The organism is Streptomyces sp. NBC_00328 (genome assembly GCF_036139655.1).
Taxonomy (GTDB): domain Bacteria; phylum Actinomycetota; class Actinomycetes; order Streptomycetales; family Streptomycetaceae; genus Streptomyces.
Genome location: NZ_CP108013.1, coordinates 3,540,156 through 3,560,818 on the forward strand (window position 1 = coordinate 3,540,156; position 20,663 = coordinate 3,560,818).

Here is a 20,663-nt window from a genome sequence, read left to right on the forward strand (position 1 = left end):
CAGGAATACCGGGACGGGGTGGGCGGACATGGGTGGACGGCATGTGGTGGTCTCCGGCGGGGGTACGGGGATCGGGCTGGCGACGGCGGAGGTGTTCGCCGCGGACGGGGACCGGGTGGTGCTCCTGGGCCGCCGCGAGAACGTTCTGCGCAAGGCCGCCGACGCGCTGAACGAGCGGTTCGGGCCCGCGGCCGCGTCCTGGCACGCGGTGGATCTGGCGGACCCCGAGCAGGTCGGCGCGGCCCGGGACTCCATCGTCGCGGACGGCACTCCGGTGGACGTCCTGGTCGCCAACGCGGGCGGCAACGTCGCCGTGACGCACGACGGCAGCCTCGCCTCCGTCGCCGACAGCTACCGGCGCAACTTCGACGCCAACGTGCTGACCGCCGTCCTGCTCACCGAGGCACTGCTCCCCCACATGCGCCGCCCCGGGGGCCGCGTCGTGCAGCTCTCCTCGATCGCCTCGCTGCGCGGCCCCGGCTCGTACGGCGGCTCGAAGGGCTGGATCAACACGTACACCTACGATCTCGCCCAGCGCGTGGGCTCCGAGGGCATCACCGTGAACGCGGTGGCTCCCGGCTTCGTCGGCGACACCGAGTTCTTCGGGGACCGCGCCACCCCGGAGTTCACCGCCGCCCGCGTGGCCCAGTCCCTCACCGGACAGCCCGGCCGTCCCGCGCAGATCGCGGCCGCGATCCGGTACGTCGCGTCCCCGGAGGCGGCGTACCTGACGGGTCAGCTGCTGCACATCAACGGCGGTGCGGCACTGGGCCGTTAGGGCCCGCCGGCGCGGGCGCGGTCCTCGTCGTACGCCGCCGCGCGGCCCGGAACCGACGACCCGGACCACACCCCGGACATGCCACGGCCCGCCAGGCATCCGCCCGGCGGGCCATGGCTTCCGCACGTACAGGTGAGTCGGTGCGGACGGGTCAGGGCGCGTGGATCAGTACGGCAGGAGACGTCCCGACGGGGTCCTGCGGTCGATCGGCGTCTCGCGCGGAGCGGCGGGCCGCCGGTTGACGCGAATCCGGATCTGACGGTTCATGACCCCTCCTCATGACTGATGAGACCGGCGTCCTCGTCGACGCGCATAGACGCATGGTGCCCACGGATGCGCCCCTCCTACCCTCCGAGCAGGATGTTCTGTCATCCACCAGATCGGCACGCCCCATCCCGACCTGTCCGGCGCGACCGGCGTTTTCGGTTGTTCACGGCCGTTTGTCCGTGTTCACCTGGGCGCATGAACAGCAGACACAGCGCGCGCGTCACGCAGTGGTGGGAAGCACTGGATCCCGCTGCGCAAAAGGCCCTCCTCGATCTCCACCTGGCCGAGGGCGACAGACTGCCCGAGCGGTTCGTGCGGGGCCTCACGGACCACGGCATTCATCCCGTCCAGCACGAGGAGCCGGAAGCCGGGCACCTCGTGCCCGGGGAGCTGGTGGAGTTCCTCGCCGAAAAGCGGTCCGCGAACACCTGACCGTCCGCCCCGCGGACCGAGACACCGACAGGCCGACAGCGCGCGAAGACGCCGTCCGGCGGTCCCCGAGGACCACGATTCCCCCTCTCCCCGGTGGGGCCGCCGGACGGCGCCGATCCGCATGCCCGCGCCCGGACCGGGTTCCGTCGCCGCCCGTGTCCCACGCCCGTCCCAGAGGTGATGCGTTCCCCCAGGTCACATGCGTGGGACTGTCCCGACGTCCCGATCCCGATCAAGAGGATCCCCCGCGGGAACCGGCGCTGCCAGCATGGCGGCGGCCGGGGATTCCCGGCTCTGATCATCAGAGGGGGAACACCAGATGGGAACAAGGACGCTACTGCGGGGCCTGACCCTCGCCGTGGCAGCGGTCCTGCCCCTGTGCGGACCCGCTGCGGTGCAGGCGGCACCGGCCGCCGCGGTCGCGGTCTGCGGGCACACGAGCGAGCAGCCCACGCTGAAGCAGGGATCCACGGGGGACGCGACGGTCGAGGCGCAGTGCGAACTCGACCTGGCCACGAAGCCGAGCCGGTACACGCCGATCGCGGCGGACGGCTCGTTCGGACCGGGGACGGAGACGCGGGTCAAGGAGTTCCAGCGGTGCGCCGGGCTGAGCGCGGACGGCGTGCTCGGCCCGCAGACCTGGGCGGCGCTGAACTCCTGGGCCGCCCAGCCGCACACCTGCGCGACCCAGGGCACGGCGGGCACGGCGCAGGCGACCGTGTGCGGCCACACCGACGCGCGCCCGACCCTCAAGAAGGGCACGAAGAGCGATGAGGTCAAGGAGGTCCAGTGCCGGCTGAACCTCGCCATGGAGCCGTTCCACTATCCGCCGCTGACCATCGACGGCGACTTCGGGGGCGGCACCGAGGACCGGGTCATCGAGCTCCAGCACTGCGCCAACCTCAGCGCCGACGGCACCGTGGGCCCGAACACCTGGGCCAAGCTGGTGGACTGGTCCAGCCGTGACGCGTACTGCACGCCGCCCCACCCCGCCGGTCACCCGATCGACGGTCTGGACACGGCCAAGTACCAGCACCCCGGCGGGGCGCCGATCGACTGGAAGGCCGTACGGGCCTCGGGTGCCGAGTTCGCGACGGTCAAGGCCACCCGGGGCATGAACGTCACCGACGAATACCTCGCCACCGACCTCGAAGGGGCCAGGGCGGCGGGGCTGGCCGTGGCGCCGTACCACTTCTACACGGGCACGGCGGCCGACACGGGTGCCGCGCAGGCCGACCGGTTCATCGCCGCGGTGCGGGCGACCGGCTACACGGGGAAGCGGGCGGGCGACCTGCCGCCGATCTTCGACCTGGAGCGCATGGACGACGGCAGCGGGCGCTGTCCCACCTACGGCACGGTGGCCGACGCCAAGGCCTGGCTCGACCGGGTGGAGAGCGCCTTCGGCCGGGTCCCGATGATCTACACCCAGAAGTCCTTCCTGGACGACTGCATGGGGTCGACCACCGCCTTCGCCCGGTATCCGCTGCAACTCGCGGACTACCGCCAGTCGATCACCCAGCCGCCGGTGCCGAACGGCTCGACGACCTGGGCGATGTGGCAGTACACCGACGCCGCGATCTTCCCGGGCGTCCGGGCGCCGGCGACCGGGGACGTGTTCAACGGCACCCAGGCCGATCTGGACCGGCTGGCCAACCGGTGATCCCGGACGTATCGACGTATCGAGGAGGACCCGCATGACCGGCCGGTTCGCCCGCGCGTCCCTCGTCGCGCTGCTCGTCGCCCTGGGCTTCACCGTTCCGGCGCCCGCCTCGGCCGCCACGGCCGGCGCCGCCGCCACGAGCTGTTACGGCGGGGCGGTCACGGTGCACTACGGGGAGGTGCGGGACTTCGGCCCGTACCGGACCACGAGCCGCTGCACCGACATCAACATGCGCGTCATCGGCGGCGACGCGGACTTCGTCTGGGCCTGTGTGCAGTTCGAGAAGACCGGCGTCTGCAACCGCTGGACCAAAGTCGGCTGGAGCTGGACGACCATCGCCACCGACGTCCTGGACGGGACCAAGTTCACCGTGCCCAACGGCGTGGACCTGGAAGGCAGTTCCGCCACCATCCAGATCGCCTTCTGACCCCCTCACCCACCTCACCGAACGGAGACCACCATGATCAAGACCAGGGCCCTCGCCTCGGCTCTCGTCACCGTGGCCGCACTGCTGGGCGCGGGTGCCGCGCCCGCCTCCGCACAGTCCTCGGCCGCGGCGACCAGCTGCTACGGCGGCGCGAAGAACCTGAACTACCGCTACCAGGTGGGACCCAAGGAGTACGGCCCCTACACCGCGTCCTCGCGGTGCGGTGACATCAACATGCGGCTCACCACGGACGACGGGGGGTTCCTGTACGCCTGTGTGGTGTTCATCGACCACACCGACAAGTGCAACCACGACAACACGTACTCCCTCCACGGCACCCCGTGGGCGACCGTCGCCACCGACGTCAAGGACGGCACCCGCTTCGTCCTGCGCGTCGGCCCCTATGACACCGACGCGCAGAACGTGGATTTCCAGCTCGCCTACTGACCTCTTTCCGCTCCTTCTCGCACCACCGTTCCGAAAGGACGACGATGAGTTTCCTCTTCCGCTCCGCCGCCGGCCGCTCCGTCGGCAGCCGCTCCCTCGACCGCCGCAGCATGCTGCGCGGCACGCTGGCTGTCGGCGCCGGCCTGGCGTTCGGCCCGCTGCTGCTCTCCGGTACCGCGCAGGCCTACTCGTGGTCGCGCACCATGAAGCAGGGTGACAACGGCGCCGACGTGCTGGAGCTGCAGATCCGGGTCTCGGGCTGGGCTGCCAACAGCGCGAGCCAGACCCGGGTCGGCCTGGACGGCGACTTCGGTCCCGGCACGGCCGCGGCCGTCAAGCGGTTCCAGGCGGCGTACGGTCTCGAAGACGACGGGATCGCCGGTCCCAACACCCACGCCAAACTCAACGCGCTGGAGCAGTCGGACGGCTCCACGGCCCACTTCAACTGGAGCGAGTTCTACGACCAGGCGAGCGGCACCTTCAACGGCGGCAAGGTGAGCGCGGCGCAGGTGAAGGAGAACGCCCGGCGCTGCATGTACAAGCTGGAGGCGCTGCGCAAGAAGCTCGGCGACAAGCCGATCACGGTCAACTCCGGCTTCCGCAGCATCGAGCACAACGCCGACATCGGCGGGGCCAGCGACAGCATGCACCTGTACGGCACCGCGGCCGACCTCGACGTGCCCGGCGTGGCCACCAAGACCGTCTACCAGAAGGCGGAGACCTGCGGGTTCTCCGGCCTGGAGCGGTACACCGTCGACCACCAGCACGTCGACAGCCGGGCCGACCTCGGCCGCGACTGGTGGTGGGAGAGCGGCACGGTCTGACGCTCCCGGCGATCCGGAACGCGGAGGTCCCGGGTATCGCGGGGCAGTACCCGGTACCTCCGTGTTCCACCTCTCCGGAGCGGCCTTCCGGCTTCAGCTCTTCACTGTGTCCTTGGAGTCCTTGGAGTTCTTGGAGTTCTTGGAGTTCTTGGAGTCCTTCAGCGCCGCCTCGCAGGAGGGCCAGTCGTGGAAGTCGTGCCGGGCGCTCCACAGCCGGTGGGCCGCCCGGATGTTCCACTCCGGGTCGAACGCCCGCAGCGGGGTGCCGCCGAGCTCCCGCAGGCGGACGTCGGAGATCTGGAACACGCCCCAGTTGCGGCTGCCGTTGGTGTTGGGCAGCACCCACAGCGGGTCGAGGAACGAGGCGCAGCGGGCGATGGCCACGGCGGTGCCGGGGTCCTCGGCGAACACCTCCCGGATCCGCTTCGCCACTTTGTCCCGCGACCAGGTCGCCATGCTCACCTTCTGCGCGTAGAGCGCCTTCTTCGTCTCCTCGTCGACGACGCTGCTGGCCGGCATGCCCGCCAGCACCTGGAACGCGGTGAGCCTGAGCAGGGTCTCGGGCCCGAAGTCACCGTCGACGGCGAGCCTGCCCTTGGCCCGCACCAGCAGGGTCTGGACCTCGCGCACGCACTCGTCGTGCTGCCCCATGCTCACCGACTTGCACGCGGAGGAGTACAGCAGGCCGTCCTCGGCCGACGGCGGGGCGTCGGCCGGCATCCATACGAAACCGGCCACCAGACCCATCACGACCACGACCGCGCCGGCCAGTACCGCGAAGCGGGAGGACAGTTTCTCGGGCACCCGGGACCGTGGCGGCTTCCCGGTCCCGGCGGGGGCGGTCTCCGGCGGGGCGGCGGCGTCGGAACCGGAGGTCGTCCGCGCGGTCACGACAGGACCGTCCGGCGTCGGCTCCGGTTCGGGGCCGCCCTCGGTGGTCACGGCGCTCACGGCCGGTGCGTTCCGGTCGGTGTCCGCCAGCGCCCACAGCCGGTGGAGTTCGCGGAGTTCCTCCGGGCTGGCTCCGCACACCTTGCCGAAGGAGTGCACGACCCGGTAGTCCGTCGGGACGCCGAGGCCGGAGCAGTAGCGATGCAGACTGGAGCCGCTGACGCCCGCTTCCTTCCCGAGGCGGTCGTAGCCCCGGCCACTGCGGTCCTTCAGCATCCGAAGGCAGGCGGCGAACTTTTCGGTTTGCGAAGGGGCAGCCACGCATCCACCCTTGCTCAAGCCTCTACTGACGGGTAGAAGCTACACCGCGGAAACTGTGGGCGCCCTTTGGGTGCCGGAATGGGATCGTCAACGGCCCCGCGAACGACCGTATGTGACAGATCGTCATTCGACAGGTCCGTCGCCGCGCCGAAAAGCGCGTCAACACGTGTCCCACAACATCACCGTCCTGGCGGCGCGCCGCCGCCGGCCGGCAGCCGCCCGTCCGGGCTGAACGCCACCGCGTTCACCGACCTGCGATGGCCGGTGAGGGCGGCGGACGGGCTCCGTACGTCTCGGACGGCCGGCGAGGGGCACTCTCGCGCGGGTCGGCTCACCCCTGGAGTCCCAGGCCCTCGGGTGAGGTGAGGCCCTTGGCGGGGCGGACACGGAAGGTCGCCGTCCGGACGGCGGGCGAGGGCAGGACAAGCCGTTGGGGTGATCCTCTGTCAGCCTGGCCCGGGTGCTGTCCCCGACGACCGCGTCACCGCCCACAGGGGCCGCCTGCGGCGGCCGTGCTCCCGACTGCGGAACGAGCTGTCCGTGCGGGTCGAGGCCGTTCTCACTACCGGCGATTCGCCGATCGGATGCCTGCGTGGTGGGGCGGGTGGGACTCGAACCCACGGCCGACGGATTATGAGTCCGCTGCTCTAACCGGCTGAGCTACCGCCCCGTTACGGCGCGCCGCGCACATTTGTGCGCGCCGTCTGCCGCAGCATAGCCGCTCATACGATCTCCTGCTCCAGCTGGTCGGCTTCGCGCGACCAGCCGGCCTTCGGCATGCCCTGGGCGGTTCCCGCGGACATGAAAAAGGACCCCGAAGGGCCCTCTTTCGTTGCTCTCCCGACTGGACTCGAACCAGTAACCTGCCGGTTAACAGCCGGCTGCTCTGCCAATTGAGCTACAGGAGATCGAGCTCCCCCGACTGGACTCGAACCAGTAACCTGCCGGTTAACAGCCGGCTGCTCTGCCAATTGAGCTACAGGGGATTGATCTTTGCATCGAACGCACCCACCTGGGTATTCGCCAGGGGGCGTGCGCTTGCTGCGACACATACATTAGCGCAAGCAGGGGGGTGCTCCGCCAATCGGTTCCCTCCACACCGATGCCGACGCAAGGGAAGGGTGGCCGTCATGCGCTACCGGCTCACGTTCGTCGCCGGACTGGCCCTGGGTTACGTGCTCGGCACGCGGGCCGGGCACGAGCGCTACGAACAGCTGAAGAAATCCATGCGCCAGGTCGCGCAGAACCCCGCGGTGCGCAACACCGCCGAGACCGCGGCCCACCAGAGCCGCGAGCTCGCGGGCAAGGCGCTGCACACCGTGAGCGAGAAGGTGGGCGACCGCGTCCCCGACTCGGTCACGAACCGGGTGCGTTCCCTGCGCGAGCGGAACGCGGCCGGCTCCGGCGAGGACGACTGGGGCACCAGCAACACCTAGGGCGTGTCGTTCGGATCATGGGGCGGGACGCGGGGCAGCCGGCAAGGCACCGCGCCCCGGCCCCGCCTGATCCGGACGACAGACCCCAGGGAGGCCGGTGCCGCCCGCCCTTGGGACGGCCCGGCGGCACCGGCTCCCGCCGTACGGCAGAATTCCCGCCATGGGGATAGTCGCCGGGCTGGACAGTGCGCCCGATTTCACTCGCATCGTCGTCTGCGACACAGACACGGGTGCCGTGCTGAGGCAGGGGTATGCGCCACATCCGGTCGACAGCGGCGAGGGTGGCGGCCGTCCTTCCGACGTGGACCCCCAGGCCTGGCTGCTGTCCCTGGGCGAGGCCGCGGGGGGCGGGCTGCTCGAAGGCGTTCAGGCCATCGGCGTGTCCGCCCAGCAGAACGGGCTCGTCCCGCTGGACCCGCAGGGCAACACCGTGCGCCCCGCGATGGTCGGCGGCGACAAGCGGGCGCAGGTCTCGGCGGCCGATCTGATCGACGCGCTCGGCGGTCGCGAGGCGTGGGCGCAGGCGGTGGGCAGTGTCCCGCAGGCCGCGCAGCCGGTGACCAAGCTGCGCTGGCTGAGCAAGACCGAACCCGACGCCGCCCGGCGCACCAGCATGCTGCTCCAGGCCCACGACTGGCTGGTGTGGCAGCTTCTCGGACGGCCCGTGCGCAGGACCACGGACCGGGGCGGCGCCTCGGCGACCGGGTACTGGTCGGCGGCGACCGGCGCGTACCGGCAGGACCTCGTCGAACTGGCTCTCGGCCACCAGGCCGGGCTGCCGGACGTGCTCGGCCCCTCGGAGGCCGCGGGGACCACGCCCGAGGGCCTGCTGATATCCGCCGGGACCGGCGAGACCATGGCGGCGGCGTTCGGGCTCGGCATCGGGCTCGGCGATGCGGTGGTGTCGCTGGGCGCCTCGGGCTCCGTGATGGCCGTCCACGTCGAGGCGCTGGCGGACTCCACCGGCATGATCACCTCCCTGGCGGACGCGACCGGCATGCACCTCCCGGTCGTCACCACGCTCAACGCCGTACGGGCCCTGCGCGGGGCCGCGGAGCTCCTCGGCGTGCCCGACCTGGAGGGACTGTCCGAGCTGGCGATGAAGTCGACGCCGGGCTCGCACGGGCTCGTCCTGCTGCCGTACCTGGAGGGCGAGCGCACGCCGAACCTGCCGCACACGGCGGGGACGCTGGCCGGTCTGCGCCGGGAGTCGATGAAGCCCGAGCACCTGGCGCGGGCGGCCTTCGAAGGCATGCTGTGCGGGCTCGCGGACGCGCTGGACGTCCTGCGCGGCCGGGGTGTCGACGTACGCCGGATCTTCCTGCTCGGCCAGGCCGCCGAGCTGCCCGCCGTCCAGGCCGTGGCGCCCGCGCTGTTCGGCGCGCAGGTCGTCGTACCGCAGCCCGCGGACTACGCGGCGCTCGGCGCCGCCCGTCAGGCCGCCTGGGCCCTCGGCGTCGCGCGGGGCACGCTCGACCCGCGGACCCCGCCCCTGTGGCAGGGTCCGGTCGCCCAGGTGCTGGAGCCCGGTGACGAACTCGCCGTGGGACAGGCCGTACGGCAGCAGTACGTCACCGTGCGCGAACAGACGCATCCCGGGGCGTTCCGGCCGTAACCCCTCCGAGGGCGTACGACCGAAGGCGGAGGCGGCGTCCATTTTTGGACCGCACTTGGGTTAATCGGTTGAGGTAACGCGGGGGGAGTGTCAGACGATAGGGGGTGGTGCGTGCACCATGCACAGCCCGTCGGTCACCCCCGCCGTCCACGATTCCGAGAGACCCCGCGTGCTCATACGACTCCTGCGGACCCACCTCAGTCCGTACAAGAAACCCATCGCCCTGCTGGTGCTGCTGCAGTTCCTGCAGACCTGCGCCACCCTCTACCTGCCCACCCTCAACGCGCACATCATCGACAACGGTGTCGTGAAGGGTGACACGGGTTACATCCTGACCTTCGGCGCCCTGATGATCGGCATCTCGCTGACCCAGGTCGTCTGCAACATCGGGGCCGTCTACTACGGAGCCCGTACGGCGTCCGCGGTGGGCCGGGACATCCGGGGCGCCGTCTTCGACCGCGTGCAGTCGTTCTCCGCACGTGAGGTGGGCCACTTCGGCGCGCCGTCGCTGATCACCCGCACCACCAACGACGTCCAGCAGGTGCAGATGCTCGCGCTGATGACGTTCACCCTGCTGGTGTCGGCGCCGATCATGTGTGTGGGCGGCATCATCCTGGCCCTCGGCCTGGACGTGCCGCTGTCCGCGGTGCTCGTCGCCGTGGTGCCGACGCTCGGCATCTGCGTGACGCTCATCGTGCGCAGGCTGCGCCCGCTGTTCCGCACCATGCAGGTGCGCCTGGACACCGTGAACCGGGTGCTGCGCGAGCAGATCACCGGCAACCGCGTGATCCGCGCGTTCGTGCGCGACGGCTACGAGAAGGACCGCTTCAAGGGCGCCAACACCGAGCTCACGGAGACGTCGCTGGCCACCGGCCGGATGCTGGCCCTGATGTTCCCGATCGTCATGACGGTGGTGAACCTGTCGTCCATCGCGGTCGTCTGGTTCGGCGCTCACCGCATCGACAGCGGCGAGATGCAGATCGGCGATCTGACCGCGTTCCTGGCCTACCTGATGCAGATCGTGATGTCCGTGATGATGGCCACCTTCATGTTCATGATGGTGCCGCGCGCGGAGGTCTGCGCGGAGCGCATCCAGGAGGTCCTGGACACCGAGAGCAGTGTGGTCCCGCCCGTCGCGCCCGTCCTGGAGCTGCGCCGGCACGGCCACCTGGAGATCCGCGAGGCCGGCTTCCGCTACCCGGGCGCCGAGGAGCCGGTCCTGAGGTCCGTCGACCTGGTCGCGCGGCCCGGTGAGGTCACCGCGGTCATCGGTTCGACGGGCAGCGGCAAGTCGACGCTGCTCGGCATGATCCCCCGCCTGTTCGACGCCACCGACGGACAGGTGCTCGTCGACGGCGTGGACGTCGCGACGATCGACCCGAAGCTGCTGGCCAGGACGGTCGGACTGGTCCCGCAGAAGCCCTACCTGTTCGCGGGGACGGTCGCCACGAACCTGCGGTACGGCAACCCGGAGGCGACCGACGAGGAGCTGTGGCACGCGCTGGAGGTGGCGCAGGCCAAGGGCTTCGTGGAACAGCTCGAGAACGGGCTGGACTCGCCGATCGCGCAGGGCGGCACGAACGTGTCCGGCGGCCAGCGCCAGCGCCTGGCGATCGCCCGCACCCTCGTGCAGCGCCCCGAGATCTACCTGTTCGACGACTCCTTCTCGGCCCTCGACTACGCGACCGACGCGGCGCTGCGCGCGGCGCTCACCGAGGAGACCGCCGAGGCGACCGTGGTGATCGTGGCCCAGCGGGTGTCGACCATCAGGGAGGCCGACCGGATCGTGGTCCTCGACGAGGGCCGGGTCGTCGGCACCGGACGCCACCACGAACTCATGGCGGACAACGAGACCTACCGCGAGATCGTGCTCTCGCAGCTGACGGAAGCGGAGGCCGCCTGATGGCCGGGCCGATGGGGCGCATGATGGCCGGGGGCGGCCCTGACCAGCGCTCGATGGATTTCAAGGTGTCGGGCCGACGGCTCCTCACCCACTTCAAGCCCGAGCGGGCCACGCTGTACGTGATGCTCGTCGCCGTCGTGCTGAGCGTCGGGCTCTCGGTGGTCGGGCCGAAGATCCTCGGCAGGGCCACCGACCTGGTCTTCTCGGGGATCGTCGGCCGCCAGATGCCCGCCGGAACCACGAAGGCCCAGGCTCTCGACTCGCTGCGCGCGAGCGGCAAGGGCGGCGTCGCCGACATGCTCTCGGGGACGGACTTCACCCCCGGCCAGGGCATCGACTTCACCGCCGTCGGGCACGTCCTGCTGTTCGCGCTCGGCACGTTCCTGCTGGCAGGCCTGCTGATGGCGGTGGCCACGCGGCTCGTGAACCGGGCCGTCAACAAGACGGTCTACCGCATGCGCGAGGACCTCCAGGCGAAGCTGTCGCGGCTGCCGCTGTCGTACTTCGACAAGCGCCAGCGCGGTGAGGTGCTCAGCCGCGCGACGAACGACATGGACAACATCCAGCAGACGCTCCAGCAGTCGATGGGCCAGCTCGTCAACTCGCTGCTGACCATCGTGGGCGTGCTCGCGATGATGTTCTGGGTGTCGCCGCTGCTCGCGCTCGTCGCGCTGGTCACGGTGCCGCTGTCGTTCGTCGTGGCCACCCGGATCGGCAAGCGCTCGCAGCCGCACTTCGTGCAGCAGTGGCGCACCACCGGCAAGCTCAACGCCCACATCGAGGAGATGTACACCGGCCACAACCTGGTGAAGGTGTTCGGGCGGGCGGACGAGTCCGCGGCGCAGTTCGCCGAGCAGAACGAGAAGCTGTACGAAGCCGGTTTCCGGGCACAGTTCAACAGCGGCGTCATGCAGCCGCTGATGATGTTCGTGTCGAACCTGAACTACGTGCTGGTGGCCGTCGTCGGCGGTCTGCGGGTGGCCTCGGGCTCGCTGTCGATCGGTGACGTGCAGGCCTTCATCCAGTACTCCCGCCAGTTCTCGATGCCGCTGACGCAGGTCGCGTCGATGGCGAACCTGGTGCAGTCGGGTGTCGCGTCGGCGGAGCGGGTCTTCGAGGTCCTGGACGCGGACGAGCAGGAGTCGGACCCGACGGTGTCGGCCCGACCCGAGGAACTGCGCGGGCGCGTGGCGCTGGAGAACGTGTCCTTCCGGTACGACCCGGAGAAGCCGCTCATCGAGGACCTCTCGCTGAAGGTGGAGCCGGGCCACACGGTGGCCATCGTCGGCCCGACCGGCGCAGGCAAGACGACGCTGGTGAACCTGCTCATGCGGTTCTACGACGTCACGGGCGGCCGGATCACCCTCGACGGGATCGATGTGACCTCCATGTCCCGGGACGAACTGAGGTCCGGGATAGGCATGGTGCTCCAGGACACCTGGCTGTTCGGGGGCACGATCGCCGACAACATCGCGTACGGGGCCTCGCGGGACGTCACCCGCGGGGAGATCGAGGAGGCGGCGCGCGCGGCGCACGCCGACCGGTTCATCCGCACGCTGCCCCTGGGCTACGACACGGTGATCGACGACGAGGGATCGGGGGTCAGCGCGGGCGAGAAGCAGCTGATCACCATCGCCCGTGCGTTCCTGTCGGACCCGGTGATCCTGGTGCTCGACGAGGCGACCAGCTCCGTCGACACCCGCACCGAGGTGCTGATCCAGAAGGCGATGGCGAAGCTGGCGCACGGGCGGACGTCGTTCGTGATCGCCCACCGTCTGTCGACCATCCGGGACGCGGACACGATCCTCGTGATGGAGGACGGGTCCATCGTGGAACAGGGCGCCCACGCGGACCTGCTGGAGTCCGGCGGCGCCTACGCCCGCCTCTACCAGGCCCAGTTCGCCCAGGCGGTGGCCGAGGTCGACTGACCCACCGCATCCCGCTGAGGTGACCACCTCCTGGACCCCCGCTGGAAATCACCCTTCCGGCGAGAAAATCAGCCCCTCCGGCGTTTGAGGAGCGGGGGTCCGGGGGCAGCGCCCTCCCGGAAAACCCAGCCCCTCCGGCGTTTGAGGAGCGGGGGTCCGGGGGCAGCGCCCCCGAGACGGGACGGGAAGGGGCGGAGGGGGCGAAGAAAGCCGTTGCCCGGCGAGCCCCCTCGGTCTCAGTCCAGATAGCCCCGCAACTGGTCCGCGAAAGCGTGGTCCCTCAGCTTGTTGAGGGTCTTGGACTCGATCTGCCGGATGCGCTCGCGCGTGACACCGAAGATGCGGCCGATCTCCTCCAGCGTGCGCGGACGCCCGTCCGCCAGCCCGTACCGAAGCTGGACGACCTTGCGCTCCCGCTCCCCGAGGGTCGAGAGCACCGCTTCCAGATGCTGCCGGAGCAGGAGGAACGCGGCGGACTCCACCGGAGAGGTCGCGTCACCGTCCTCGATGAGGTCACCGAGGGCCACGTCGTCCTCCTCGCCCACGGGGGCGTGCAGGGACACCGGCTCCTGGGCCAGCCGCAGGACTTCGCTCACCCGTTCGCCGGGCAGGTCGAGCTGCGCCGCGACCTCTTCGGGCGTGGGCTCGTAGCCGCGTTCCTGGAGCATCCGCCGCTGGACGCGGACCACCCGGTTGATCAGCTCGACCACATGCACGGGGACGCGGATGGTGCGCGCCTGGTCGGCGAGCGCGCGCGACATGGCCTGCCGGATCCACCAGGTGGCGTACGTGGAGAACTTGTAGCCGCGGGCGTAGTCGAACTTCTCGACGGCCCTGATCAGGCCGAGGTTGCCCTCCTGGACCAGGTCGAGCATGGTCAGGCCGCGGCCCACGTACCGCTTGGCCACGGACACGACGAGCCGCAGGTTCGCCTCGATGAGCCGGCGCTTGGCCATCCGGCCCATGACGACGATCTTGTCGAGGTCCAGGGCGAGCTGGCTGTCCAGGTCGGGGGCGAGCCGGAGCTTCTCCTCGGCGAACAGCCCGGCCTCGACGCGGCGGGCGAGGTCGACCTCCTCGGCCGCCGTGAGCAGCGGAATCCGGCCGATCTCCCGCAGGTACTGGCGGAACAGGTCGGACGAGGGGCCACCGGTGTCGGCGGCGCGGCTCCGGGCCGGTTCCACGGGTTCGGGGGCCTCGGTCTCCACCTCCACCTCGGCCTCCGCCTCCGGAGCCTCTCCGAGGGCCTCGGGAGGGCTTTCCGGGCCGCCCTCGGGATGGTGCGCGGCACGCCGCTGCGCGGGGACCGCCCCGACGACGTCGGGGTCCGCGTCCGTGTCGGTGGCGTTGTCGGTCTGGGCGAGGGTCTGGGTCTGCACGGGGGCGACCTCCAGGAATGTCGCTGCTGAGACGTGCGGCAGCGGTACGTCGGGGATGGGGTCGACGGCCTCGCCGCTGTCCATCCCGCAGTCGTTTGGCGGAACCGCGGGGATCGGGAACCCGTCGCGTGCGGGTCGGCCGCGCTCCGAGGACTCAGGCACCGGAACCCAGTGTGGAGTACGACACATCGCCGCCACGAGGGGCGTGCGGTGACTTTTTGCGTCCGGTCCGTGACCGCGTGGTTACTGTCCAGGACGAGTGCGCAGCTCAGCGGAGACGAAACCTTCAAAGGGGATGCGGGATTGGCATGTGCGCCGGCCGCTCCGGCCGCCCGTCACGCCCCGCCGGGCCACTCCCGGACCATCCCCGAAGGCCCGTAGTGCGGCCTCAGAGGGCTTCGGCGCCCTGCTCGCGCAGTGCCTGACCGTACTGCTGGAGCACCCACAACTCGTTCTGTACGGCGGCCAGTCGGGCCGGGTCGCCACCCGCGCTGAGGCGGGACAGGGAGCCCTGGACGTCCCGGATGCGGCGGTCGACGGCGCGGCGGCGGACCATGACGAGCTGGTCGCCCGCGTACGTCTCGTCGACGGTCTTGCGCAGGATCGCCTCGACGGCCAGCTCGGTGACCATCGCGCGCACCGCGTCGTCCGGGGCGGCGTCGCGGACCCGGATCAGATACTCCTGGGGGTCCTGGACGCCGTACTCGGTGCCGCCCGCGTCCATGACAGCCTGGCGCACGGCCGCGTACGGCGGGGCGGTGAACTCGTCCATGCCGTAGGCGTCGAACGCCGGGGCGACCAACTCCGGCCGCTGGAGGGCGAGTTTGAGCAGCTCGCGCTCGGTGGCGAAGACGGGGTTGCGCAGGGTGAGAGCCGGGCCGCCGCCGGTGGGCGCCTGGATCGCGGTGTAGGTCTGCTGGGGGCGGCCGCCGGCCGGGGCCGGTCCCATGCCGCCTCGGTCGCGGGCCCAACGGGCGAGCTGGGCAACCCTCTTGACGACGAACTGGGTGTCGAGGATGCCGAGCATGCCGGCGAGCTGCACGGCGACCTCGTGCTGTGCGCCGCTGTTCTTGATGCGGGCGACGACCGGGGCGGCCTCGTCGAGCGCGGCCGCGCGTCCGGCGGGGGTCTCCAGGTCGTAGCGCAGGACGATCTGACGCAGTGCGAACTCGAAGAGCGGGGTGCGGGGTTCGACCAGGTCGACGACGGCCTCGTCGCCCTTGGCCAGACGCAGTTCACACGGGTCCATGCCGTCGGGCGCGATGGCGATGTAGGTCTCGGCGGCGAACTTCTGGTCGTCCTCGAAGGCGCGCAGGGCGGCCTTCTGGCCGGCCGCGTCGCCGTCGAAGGTGAAGATCACCCGGGCCGAGCCGTTGTCCATCAGGAGACGGCGGAGGATCTTGATGTGGTCGCCGCCGAACGCCGTGCCGCAGGTCGCGATGGCGGTGGTGATCCCGGCCAGGTGGCAGGCCATGACGTCGGTGTAGCCCTCGACGACGACCGCCCGGCTGCTCTTGGCGATGTCCTTCTTGGCGAGGTCGATGCCGTACAGGACCTGGGACTTGCGGTAGATCGCGGTGTCGGGCGTGTTCAGGTACTTCGGGCCGTTGTCCGACTCGTACAGCTTGCGGGCGCCGAAGCCGACGACCTCGCCGCCGATGTCGCGGATCGGCCACATGAGACGGCCGCGGAAGCGGTCGATGGGGCCGCGGCGGCCCTCCTGGGCGAGGCCGGAGAGGACCAGCTCCTTGTCGGTGAAGCCCTTGCCGCGCAGATGGCGGGTGAGGTGGTCCCAGCCCTGGGGGCTGTAGCCGACGCCGAAGTGGGCGGCGGCGGCCTGGTCGAAGCCGCGCTCGGCGAGGAAGGCGCGGCCCGTGTCGGCCTCGGCGCTGGTGTCGAGCTGCGCGGTGTAGAACTGCGCGGCGGCCTTGTGCGCCTCGACCAGGCGGATGCGCTCGCCGCGCTGGTGGGCGGGGTTGTACCCGCCCTCCTCGTAGCGCAGGGTGATGCCGGCCTGGCCGGCGAGGCGCTCGACCGACTCGGAGAAGGTGAGGTGGTCGACCTTCATCACGAACGTGATGGTGTCGCCGCCCTCCTGGCAGCCGAAGCAGTGGAAGAGGCCCTTGCTGGGGCTGACCTGGAACGACGGTGACTTCTCGTCGTGGAAGGGACAGAGGCCCTTGAGGTTTCCGCCGCCCGCGTTGCGCAGCTGGAGGTACTCGGACACCACGGCGTCGATCGGGACCGCGTCCCGAACAGCCTTCACGTCCTCGTCATTGATCCTGCCTGCCACGTGGTGATTCTACGGGGCCGCGCCGACACTCCCGGGGCAGGTGGACGGCCACCGTGCCGGGGTCCGGGGCGCACCCCCGGAAATCCCGGCACGGCGGACGGTCGGCGAGCCGGCCGGCGCGGCCCTCGCGGAGCCGTCCGGCGGCGTCACGGGGCCAGGCTCTCCAGCGGGACGTGCGGGTCGGCCAGCGCCTCGGTGTCCACCTGGGACCGGGAGCGGATGAGCCGCTGGATCGGATCGGTGACGTCCCACACGTTCACGTTCATCCCGGCGAGCAGTCTGCCGTCCTTCACCCAGAAGGCGATGAACTCCCGCTTGGCCGCGTCGCCGCGGATCACCACCTGGTCGTACGTCCCCGGGGGTGCCCAGCCCGAGTACTCCAGGCCCAGGTCGTACTGGTCGGAGAAGAAGTAGGGCACGCGGTCGTACACCGCCCCGCGGCCCAGCATCGAGCGGGCGGCGGCCGGTCCGCCGTTGAGGGCGTTGGCCCAGTGCTCGACGCGCAGCCGGGTGTCGAAGAGGCCGTGGTGGAAGGAGGCGACGTCTCCGGCGGCGTACACGTCCGGGTCGGAGGTCCGCAGCTGCTCGTCGACGGCGATGCCGCCGCCGTGCGCGCGGTCGGCCATCTCCAGGCCGGCGGCCTCGGCGAGGCCGGTGCGCGGGGCGGCCCCGATGGCCGCGAGGACGTCGTGGGCGGGGTGCTCCTCTCCGTCGTCGGTGCGGGCGGCCAGGACCATGCCGTCCTGCCCGACGATCTCGGTGAGCTGGACGCCGAAGTGGAAACGCACCCCGTGCTCGCGGTGCAGTTCGGTGAAGAGCTCCCCCAGCTCGGGGCCGAGCACGTTGTGCAGCGGGGTCGGCGCGGGTTCGACGACGGTGACCTCCGCGCCGTACTCGCGGGCCGCGGCGGCGACCTCCAGGCCGATCCAGCCGGCTCCGGCGATGACGAGGTGGCCGTTGTCCCGGCCGAGCGCGGCGAGGACGCCCTTGAGGCGCTCGGCGTGGGCGAGGCGGCGCAGGTGGTGGACGCCGGCGAGGCCGGTGCCCGGGATGTCGAGGCGGCGCGGCTCGGCGCCGGTCACGATGAGCAGTTTGTCGTAGTGGACGAGGGTGCCGTCGTCACCGAAGCGGACGGTCTTGGCCGCGCGGTCGATCGCGTCGACGGTCTGGCCGAGGTGCAGCTCGATGTCGTTCTGCGCGTACCACGCGGGTTCGTGCACGAAGACGCTGTCGCGTCCCTCCTTGCCGAGGAGGTAGCCCTTGGACAGCGGCGGACGTTCGTAGGGGTGGTCGCGCTCGTCGCAGATCAGTATCACGCGGCCGGTGAAGCCCTCCGCTCGGAGCGTCTCGGCCGCCTTGGCGCCTGCCAGGCCTCCTCCGACGATGACGAATGTCTGATCCGCGTCGACCACTTGATGCCTCCTCGTAAGGATGTCGCCATATGCGAGCCTCCCGCACGGAGCGTGATGCGGGAAGGGGTAGTGGCCCGATCAGGCCACGCAGGGTCACACTTGTCCGCCCCCATGGGAACGCGTGGTGAGTCTGAGGTGCAGGGAACGCGCCGAGGCATCGGTGAGCGATGCGATCTGGTCCACGATCACGCGCTTGCGGGCACGGTCGTCGGCCGCCTGGTCGAACAGCGCCCGGAACTGCGGATCCAGCACCTCGGGGGCGCGGGCGGTGAGCGCCTCGGCCAGTTCGGCGACGACGACCCGCTGGTCGGCGCGGAGCAGCTCCTGTTCGGCGCGCTGCATCACGTACCGGTCGGCGACCGCCTTGAGGACGGCGCACTCCAGCCTCGCGGCCCGCGGGACGACGAGTTCCGCCGCGTACCGGGTGAGGCGTCCGCTGCCGTACCGGGCACGGGTGGCGCCCTCCGCGGCCAGGCAGAAACGGCCGATGAGCTGGCTGGTGGCGTCCTTCAGACGGGCCTGCGCGACGGCCGATCCGTCGTACCCGTGCGGCCACCACTCCTGGCCGAGGAGCCGGTCGAGGGCCTCGGCCAGCTCGGCGGGATCGGTGTCCCCGGGCACGTACCGCCCGACGGCCACGGCGAAGATCTCCCGGCGTTCCGGTCCGGCGTACAGGCTGGCGGGGTCGATGTGGCCCGCGTGCAGGCCGTCCTCGACGTCGTGCACCGAGTACGCGACGTCGTCGGCCCAGTCCATCACCTGGGCCTCGAAGCACGTACGGGTGCCGGGCGCGCCCTTGCGGATCCAGTCGAACACCGGCCGGTCGTCCTCGTAGACCCCGAATTTCGGCGACTTCGGATCGGCGGGACGGGCGCCTCTCGGCCACGGGTACTTGGTGGCGGCGTCGAGGGCGGCGCGGGTGAGGTTGAGGCCGACGCTGACGAGGTCGTCGCCCGCGCCGGCGAAGGCCGAGGTGACCATGCGGCTGCGCACGAAGCGCTTGGGCTCGATCCGGGTGAGCAGGCGCAGCGACTGGGCGTTGCCCTCGAATCCGCCGCAGTCCTCGGCGAATTCGTTGAGGGCCTGTTCGCCGTTGTGTCCGAAGGGAGGGTGTCCCAGGTCGTGCGAGAGGCAGGCCGCCTCGACCAGGTCCGGGTCGCAGCCCAGGGCGGCGCCCAGCTCGCGGCCCACCTGGGCGCACTCCAGGGAGTGGGTCAGCCGGGTGCGCGGACTGGCGTCCCACACCTGGATGGGCGCGCCGCCGGATCCGGCGGCGCCGAGCACCTGGGGAAGGGTTCCGGGCGTGACGACCTGGGTCTTGCCCGCGAGGCGGCGCAGGGCCGCGGAGTGCAGCACGCGTGCGCGGTCGCGCTGGAAGGCGGTGCGGCCCGGTCGTTTGTCGGGCTCGGCGGCCCAGCGCTCCACGGCCGACAGGTCGTACTCGTCGTGGGCCGTGTGGTTCTCGTGGGCCTGTGATGCGGTGTCTTCGGGTGCCTGTCGTGCGGTGTCTTCGGTCCTCGGTGCCATGCCTTCCATGCACCGACCCTAGACGCAGGCGGTGACAATCGGGGCGGCGGCGACGTCGGCGCGGTGCCGGGCGCGGGGAGAAGCGCCGGGTTCAGGCCGGGACCAGGGTGCGCTCCGGGGAGGGCTCGGGGGCCGCTACGACCTGGTCGTAGCGGTGCAGGACGAGGCGGGCCATCGCCGGGTGGTCGCCCAGCGGCCGGGCGCAGATCCAGGGGGCCTGCTCGGCACACTGGGTGGCGAAACGGCCGGGGGCGGTGAAGTACGAGGCGACGGCGATCCGGTGGCGGCCCCGGGCGGCCAGCGCGCGCACGGCGGCGGGGACGGTGGGCGCGGCGGCGGAGGCGTAGGCCGGGACGACCGGGACGCCGAGGCGTTCGGCGAGGAGCTGGGCGGTGCGGCGCGTGTCGGCGGCCGAGTCCGGGGCACGGGATCCGGCGGACGCGAGGACGACGGCGCTCGCGCGGCGGGCCGCGTCGCTCATCCGGGTGCGCCATCCGGCCTCCACGAGGCGGGCGTAGAGCGTCTCCACGAGCAGCGGGTGCGGACCGAGCGGGCCGGCGACACGGGCGTTCAAGCCGGGGACGGCGGCGGCGGTCTCGGGGATGTCGCGCCGGACGTGGTAGCCGCGGCCGAGCAGCAGCGGTACGAGGACGGTGTCCTGCCGGCCGGCCAGGGAGGCGAGCGTGTCAGCGAGGAGGGGCTCGTTGAGCTCGATGTGGCCGAGGTGCACGGGCAGGTGCGGGCGCAGCTCGCGGACGCGTTCCATCAGGGTGCGTACGGTGGCGAGCGCGCGTGGGTCACGGCTGCCGTGGGCGACCAGGACGAGGGCGGGCGGCGGCGGCCGGCGGGTGCCGTCGGGCGAGACGAGAGCGAGGCGGCTGCCGAGCTGGCCGGCGATCCGGTTCAGGAGCTGCGCCGCGTTGCCGAGGTGGCCTTCGAGGTCGGCGCCGCGGGGCGGCGGGCCGCCGAGGCCGTGGGAGAACGCGTCGCGAGAGGGGTTCGAGGCCGTCATACGTCGATCCTGGCGGGAGGAAGTTGCCGGGCCGTTGCGTGGGTATGTCGGACGTTTTCCAGCGGTCCACCGAACGGCGGCGGCGCGCTGTGAGGGTTCCCACCTGCGGCT

At 71.3% G+C, this 20,663-nt stretch carries 16 protein-coding genes and 3 tRNA genes; 10 read left to right on the top strand and 9 right to left on the bottom strand.

The genetic code is table 11. The annotated features are described in order from the left end of the window. Positions 1 to 28: 28 nt before the first annotated feature. The 6 genes from OG485_RS15525 (at position 29) to OG485_RS15550 (ending at position 4,835) form a co-directional block, all read left to right on the top strand. A complete protein-coding gene (locus OG485_RS15525) occupies positions 29 to 778 on the top strand; it encodes an SDR family NAD(P)-dependent oxidoreductase (RefSeq protein ID WP_328668895.1) in 750 nt (249 codons plus the stop codon). A gap of 462 nt (positions 779 to 1,240) precedes the next feature. Further along, the gene (locus tag OG485_RS15530; RefSeq protein ID WP_328668896.1) at positions 1,241 to 1,477 is read left to right on the top strand and encodes a hypothetical protein; all 237 of its coding nucleotides are present in this window, start codon (positions 1,241 to 1,243) and stop codon (positions 1,475 to 1,477) included. Between the two features lie 319 nt (positions 1,478 to 1,796). Further along, entirely contained in the window at positions 1,797 to 3,137 is a 1,341-nt protein-coding gene (locus OG485_RS15535; RefSeq protein WP_328668897.1) for a GH25 family lysozyme, read from the top strand. A gap of 34 nt (positions 3,138 to 3,171) precedes the next feature. Next, positions 3,172 to 3,564 carry a hypothetical protein gene (locus tag OG485_RS15540; RefSeq protein WP_328668898.1) on the top strand — a complete coding sequence of 131 codons (393 nt, stop codon included), beginning with the start codon at positions 3,172 to 3,174 and terminating at the stop codon, positions 3,562 to 3,564. Positions 3,565 to 3,597: 33 nt separating this feature from the next. Further along, complete coding sequence (locus tag OG485_RS15545; RefSeq protein ID WP_328668899.1) at positions 3,598 to 4,011, top strand: hypothetical protein; 414 nt, start codon at positions 3,598 to 3,600, stop codon at positions 4,009 to 4,011. A gap of 44 nt (positions 4,012 to 4,055) precedes the next feature. Beyond that, positions 4,056 to 4,835: a D-Ala-D-Ala carboxypeptidase family metallohydrolase gene (locus tag OG485_RS15550; RefSeq protein WP_328668900.1), complete on the top strand. Its 780-nt coding sequence runs from the start codon at positions 4,056 to 4,058 to the stop codon at positions 4,833 to 4,835. Between the two features lie 93 nt (positions 4,836 to 4,928). Here OG485_RS15550 and OG485_RS15555 read toward each other — a convergent pair whose 3' ends face one another. The 4 genes from OG485_RS15555 to OG485_RS15570 form a co-directional block, all read right to left on the bottom strand. Further along, positions 4,929 to 6,002, bottom strand: a complete 1,074-nt coding sequence (locus OG485_RS15555; RefSeq protein WP_443048707.1) for a helix-turn-helix domain-containing protein — start codon at positions 6,000 to 6,002, stop codon at positions 4,929 to 4,931. Positions 6,003 to 6,640: 638 nt separating this feature from the next. After that, positions 6,641 to 6,717 (bottom strand) — tRNA-Ile (locus tag OG485_RS15560). A 165-nt stretch (positions 6,718 to 6,882) separates the two neighbouring features. Further along, a tRNA-Asn gene (locus tag OG485_RS15565) sits at positions 6,883 to 6,955 on the bottom strand. Between the two features lie 5 nt (positions 6,956 to 6,960). Beyond that, positions 6,961 to 7,033: transfer RNA gene (locus OG485_RS15570), tRNA-Asn, on the bottom strand. Between the two features lie 144 nt (positions 7,034 to 7,177). Here OG485_RS15570 and OG485_RS15575 point away from each other — a divergent pair. The 4 genes from OG485_RS15575 to OG485_RS15590 all read left to right on the top strand — a co-directional run bounded on the left by OG485_RS15575 (position 7,178) and on the right by OG485_RS15590 (position 12,929). After that, positions 7,178 to 7,483, top strand: a complete 306-nt coding sequence (locus tag OG485_RS15575) for a YtxH domain-containing protein (protein ID WP_328668902.1) — start codon at positions 7,178 to 7,180, stop codon at positions 7,481 to 7,483. 160 nt (positions 7,484 to 7,643) lie between these two features. Further along, on the top strand, positions 7,644 to 9,098 hold the full coding sequence (locus tag OG485_RS15580) for an FGGY family carbohydrate kinase (protein ID WP_328668903.1): 1,455 nt from the start codon (positions 7,644 to 7,646) through the stop codon (positions 9,096 to 9,098). 169 nt (positions 9,099 to 9,267) lie between these two features. After that, on the top strand, positions 9,268 to 11,001 hold the full coding sequence (locus OG485_RS15585) for an ABC transporter ATP-binding protein (protein WP_328668904.1): 1,734 nt from the start codon (positions 9,268 to 9,270) through the stop codon (positions 10,999 to 11,001). Further along, complete coding sequence (locus tag OG485_RS15590) at positions 11,001 to 12,929, top strand: ABC transporter ATP-binding protein (RefSeq protein WP_328668905.1); 1,929 nt, start codon at positions 11,001 to 11,003, stop codon at positions 12,927 to 12,929. Before OG485_RS15585 ends, OG485_RS15590 begins: the two co-directional genes overlap by 1 nt. Before the next feature lie 236 nt (positions 12,930 to 13,165). Here the strand turns inward: OG485_RS15590 and OG485_RS15595 are convergent, their stop codons facing one another. The 5 genes from OG485_RS15595 to OG485_RS15615 all read right to left on the bottom strand — a co-directional run bounded on the left by OG485_RS15595 (position 13,166) and on the right by OG485_RS15615 (position 20,552). Next, a complete protein-coding gene (locus tag OG485_RS15595) occupies positions 13,166 to 14,470 on the bottom strand; it encodes an RNA polymerase sigma factor (RefSeq protein ID WP_328668906.1) in 1,305 nt (434 codons plus the stop codon). A gap of 226 nt (positions 14,471 to 14,696) precedes the next feature. After that, a complete protein-coding gene (gene dnaG / locus OG485_RS15600) occupies positions 14,697 to 16,601 on the bottom strand; it encodes a DNA primase (protein ID WP_328668907.1) in 1,905 nt (634 codons plus the stop codon). Positions 16,602 to 16,747: 146 nt separating this feature from the next. Then, a complete protein-coding gene (locus OG485_RS15605) occupies positions 16,748 to 18,013 on the bottom strand; it encodes an NAD(P)/FAD-dependent oxidoreductase (RefSeq protein ID WP_328668908.1) in 1,266 nt (421 codons plus the stop codon). 93 nt (positions 18,014 to 18,106) lie between these two features. Further along, positions 18,107 to 19,549: a deoxyguanosinetriphosphate triphosphohydrolase gene (locus OG485_RS15610; RefSeq protein ID WP_328668909.1), complete on the bottom strand. Its 1,443-nt coding sequence runs from the start codon at positions 19,547 to 19,549 to the stop codon at positions 18,107 to 18,109. An 82-nt stretch (positions 19,550 to 19,631) separates the two neighbouring features. Then, positions 19,632 to 20,552: a sirohydrochlorin chelatase gene (locus OG485_RS15615; protein ID WP_328668910.1), complete on the bottom strand. Its 921-nt coding sequence runs from the start codon at positions 20,550 to 20,552 to the stop codon at positions 19,632 to 19,634. Between the last annotated feature and the right edge of the window lie 111 nt (positions 20,553 to 20,663).

Coding starts and splice junctions, on each gene's coding strand:
- OG485_RS15525 (WP_328668895.1), top strand. CDS start 29: ATGGGTGGACGGCATGTGGTGGTCTCCGGCGGGGGTACGGGGATCGGG.
- OG485_RS15530 (WP_328668896.1), top strand. CDS start 1,241: ATGAACAGCAGACACAGCGCGCGCGTCACGCAGTGGTGGGAAGCACTG.
- OG485_RS15535 (WP_328668897.1), top strand. CDS start 1,797: ATGGGAACAAGGACGCTACTGCGGGGCCTGACCCTCGCCGTGGCAGCG.
- OG485_RS15540 (WP_328668898.1), top strand. CDS start 3,172: ATGACCGGCCGGTTCGCCCGCGCGTCCCTCGTCGCGCTGCTCGTCGCC.
- OG485_RS15545 (WP_328668899.1), top strand. CDS start 3,598: ATGATCAAGACCAGGGCCCTCGCCTCGGCTCTCGTCACCGTGGCCGCA.
- OG485_RS15550 (WP_328668900.1), top strand. CDS start 4,056: ATGAGTTTCCTCTTCCGCTCCGCCGCCGGCCGCTCCGTCGGCAGCCGC.
- OG485_RS15555 (WP_443048707.1), bottom strand. CDS start 6,002: ATGCTGAAGGACCGCAGTGGCCGGGGCTACGACCGCCTCGGGAAGGAA.
- OG485_RS15575 (WP_328668902.1), top strand. CDS start 7,178: ATGCGCTACCGGCTCACGTTCGTCGCCGGACTGGCCCTGGGTTACGTG.
- OG485_RS15580 (WP_328668903.1), top strand. CDS start 7,644: ATGGGGATAGTCGCCGGGCTGGACAGTGCGCCCGATTTCACTCGCATC.
- OG485_RS15590 (WP_328668905.1), top strand. CDS start 11,001: ATGGCCGGGCCGATGGGGCGCATGATGGCCGGGGGCGGCCCTGACCAG.
- OG485_RS15610 (WP_328668909.1), bottom strand. CDS start 19,549: ATGGAAGGCATGGCACCGAGGACCGAAGACACCGCACGACAGGCACCC.
- OG485_RS15615 (WP_328668910.1), bottom strand. CDS start 20,552: ATGACGGCCTCGAACCCCTCTCGCGACGCGTTCTCCCACGGCCTCGGC.